The organism is Jhaorihella thermophila (assembly GCF_900108275.1).
GTDB lineage: Bacteria > Pseudomonadota > Alphaproteobacteria > Rhodobacterales > Rhodobacteraceae > Jhaorihella > Jhaorihella thermophila.
This window is the reverse complement of the sequence record NZ_FNVD01000051.1, coordinates 1-2,766: the sequence shown is the minus strand read 5'-3', so window position 1 is coordinate 2,766 and position 2,766 is coordinate 1. Positions and strand designations below refer to the sequence as shown.

The following is a 2,766-nucleotide window of genomic DNA, read 5'->3' as shown; positions in this document are numbered from 1 at the left end:
CGGATCGAGTTAGCGAGCCGACGCCCGAGCCCCGCGCCCGTGATCTGGCCGCGCCAGGCAGTCTTGAGCCCGGAGCCCGCCTCGCGCATGGCGGCGGTGACGGCCTTCTCGCCGGCCTTCACCTCGGCGGCCATGGCGGCGACGAGATCGGGCGTGACGTCGAGCTTCAGTTTCATACTGGCCGCAGGTCCACGATCCAGACCAACCGCTCGCGGTCGCGGACGGGCTCGCCCTGGATCAGGAAGGCCTCGCCGTCGATCTCAATCCGGTCGCCGGGGCGCGGGTTCGCCACCTCGGCCACGCGCAGGTCAGCCTTCGTGGTTTCAGACCAGAGGCGCGCATCGCCGAAGTCGGTGATGGCATCCGCCTGTCGCGAGACGATGCGCACCAGAACGGGGGTGCCGCCAGCGGAGGTATAGACCGCATCGCGCCCAATGTTGGGGTCGTTGAACAGGGCATCCACGACGGCGGAGAACGCCGTCATCAGAAGCTGCCGTTCAGGCGCACCCGACCGATCACGTCGCCCGCGCCGCCCGCGACGGCTTCGGTTGCCACGCCGATAAGTGTATTCGCCGTGGCGGTCTTGGTGGCCTCCCTGTTGGTGTTGTCCCAATAGATCTTGTCGCCGGCCGACCAGGCCTGGCTCGCGACCTTCTTGAGGTCAAAGACCCCGGTAAGCGCGACCTCGACCGTCTCGGCATTGGCGGCGTCCCCGGCGGCGATGCCGAAGATCGAGCCGACGAGCAGGCCGTCGCCGGAAGTCACCGCATAGGGCGCGGTGAGCGTGATGGTGTTGCCGGGCTGGACGTAGTTCTTCATGTGCGGGATCCTTTGCAAACGGAAACGGGCGGCCCGGTTGGACCGCCCGTCAGGGTTCAGATGTCAGGGAAGGCCGGCTTACGCGCCCGGGTTCTTGTAAAGACCGCCCCAGTCGATGGCCTTGGCGCCGAAGTCGAGGCGGCACTTGATCTCGACCCCGTCGACGTCGAATCCGTTGCGGGTCTCGATGTAGGCGCCCTGCTGGCCCTCGAGATAGGCGTATTCGATGGTGTCGATCTGGTTGGGGCTCGCCGCCAGGTACCAGGCGGTGGCGCTGGCGGCGTCGAGGCGCGGCTCGCTGATCGGGGTGAGCGTGCGGATCGATTGCGGCACGACGCTGGCGGTCGCGGCGGGTACGAGGTTCTGGGCCACCAGCTGCTCGGCCTTCAGCTCCAGCGCCGCCGGCACGATCAGGTAGGCGGGGCGCACGTTCAGCACCGTCTTCTTGTCGAGCCCGGTCTGCTTGGCCATGGCCGCGCGCGCTGCACCCACGCTGCTGACATCGAGCGCCGCGCCAGTGCCGGCGAGGTTCTTGTGGCTGGCGTGGAACAGCGCGTTGCCATCGGCCATCGCCGGGTTGGCGGTGATGATGCCCCAGACAACGTCGCTTTCCAGCTGGGCGATGGAGTTGCCATACATCGCCGGGATCCGGGTAAAGGCGTCGAGATCGTCGTTGATCAGCGTCTGGCGGGTGATGGCGACCACGCGGCCATAGGTCTTGACCTTGTAGCTTTCCTTGCTCTCGCCCAGCGTGCCGCGCTTGAACTCGCCGCTCTCCCCCACTTCCAGCAGCTGCGGCGCCTCGCCCAGCTGGACCCGGTGCATGGCCTTGAAGTCGGTTGCGAGCACCTGGCGGCAGAACAGCATGAAGGTCCGCGGATAGGCTTCGTAGGCCTGCCGCAGGGTCTTGTTGGTGACGGCGGCGAGGATCTCGGGGAAGTCGGACGTGGAATGCAGCGCCCGGGTCGCCACCTCGTCGCGCGACAGGCCGCGCGTGTTGACCCCGGCATTCCCAAGGCTCTCGCGCGCCAGTTCCAGGAGCGTCATGCCGCGATATTGCCGCGCAGCGTCCTCGAGTTCGAAGAGCGTCGGGCTGTAGCGGTGGAGCAGCGCATTGGCCACAGCCTCGCGGCGGGTGATCGCCTCGTCGCGGCCACCGAGCGGGATCGACACCTGGCTGAAGGCGCGGGTTTCCTCGGACTTGGCGGCCACCTGATCGAGGATCAGGCGCCGGGCCTCGTCGATATCCGTGCCGCGTTTCACCAGATCCTCGGCAAAGCTGCGCTCGAGGTTCAGCCGTCCGGCCAGATCGTAGATGGTGGAGACGCGGTCGCGCTCCGCCTCGCGGGCGCGGGTGGCGGCGGCGTCGGGGTCGGGCGCCGGGGTGATGTCGGGCTTTTGCGGTTTCGGCTGGGAACGGGTCTCGACCGAAGCCGTTTGCGGTTCCGTCGCGGTTTGTTTCGGCTCGGGCATTGCGGTGTCCTCGGTCGCGACCGGTTCGGTCGGCTGGGGGGTGGTGCGGGTTGCGGCGTCGGTGGCCGGGCTGTCGGTCTTGTCGCTCATCGGGATGGCTCCTGTGGTGGTGGGTTGCACGTCCCGGCGATGGAGGACGCAGTCGTGAAGGGGAGATTGGGCGCGGAACCCCGCGGCGGGATCCGCGCCCACGGGCACGGCGGAGACCTCGAACGGCGTCCAGTCCACCGCGCGCCAGAGCTCGCGGCTCGCCTCGGGCTTCGTGACCACGAAGCGGTGAACCTGGTAGCCGATGGAAACCGCCCGGATGTGCCCGGCCTGAATGTCGCGCCAGATCGGCTCGACATCGGCGCGCTCGCTGATCCGGACCTGCGCAATGCCGCGGCCGTTCTCGATGCGGGCCGAGCCGGGCACGACCGAGCCGATCACCGCATCCAGCGTTTCGATCTCGTGCACCTTCAGAAACGGCGCGCC

4 protein-coding genes are annotated in these 2,766 nt (G+C 68.3%); all 4 read right to left on the bottom strand.

What is annotated here, in order from left to right; genetic code table 11:
• The coding region (locus C4S70_RS18950; protein WP_235003896.1) for a DUF6441 family protein at nt 1-176 on the bottom strand (176 nt) is incomplete at its 3' end.
• Complete coding sequence (locus tag C4S70_RS18245) at nt 173-484, bottom strand: head-tail joining protein (protein ID WP_104009503.1); 312 nt, start codon at nt 482-484, stop codon at nt 173-175. The genes C4S70_RS18245 and C4S70_RS18950, both read right to left, overlap by 4 nt.
• Complete coding sequence (locus tag C4S70_RS18240; protein ID WP_104009502.1) at nt 484-819, bottom strand: DUF2190 family protein; 336 nt, start codon at nt 817-819, stop codon at nt 484-486. Before C4S70_RS18240 ends, C4S70_RS18245 begins: the two co-directional genes overlap by 1 nt.
• Before the next feature lie 78 nt (nt 820-897).
• A partial coding sequence (locus tag C4S70_RS18235; protein ID WP_104009501.1) for a prohead protease/major capsid protein fusion protein occupies nt 898-2,766 on the bottom strand: 1,869 nt, incomplete at its 5' end.

Bases quoted from the DNA above. Each gene is read 5' to 3' on its own strand.
- C4S70_RS18245 (WP_104009503.1), bottom strand. From the start codon at position 484: ATGACGGCGTTCTCCGCCGTCGTGGATGCCCTGTTCAACGACCCCAAC.
- C4S70_RS18240 (WP_104009502.1), bottom strand. From the start codon at position 819: ATGAAGAACTACGTCCAGCCCGGCAACACCATCACGCTCACCGCGCCC.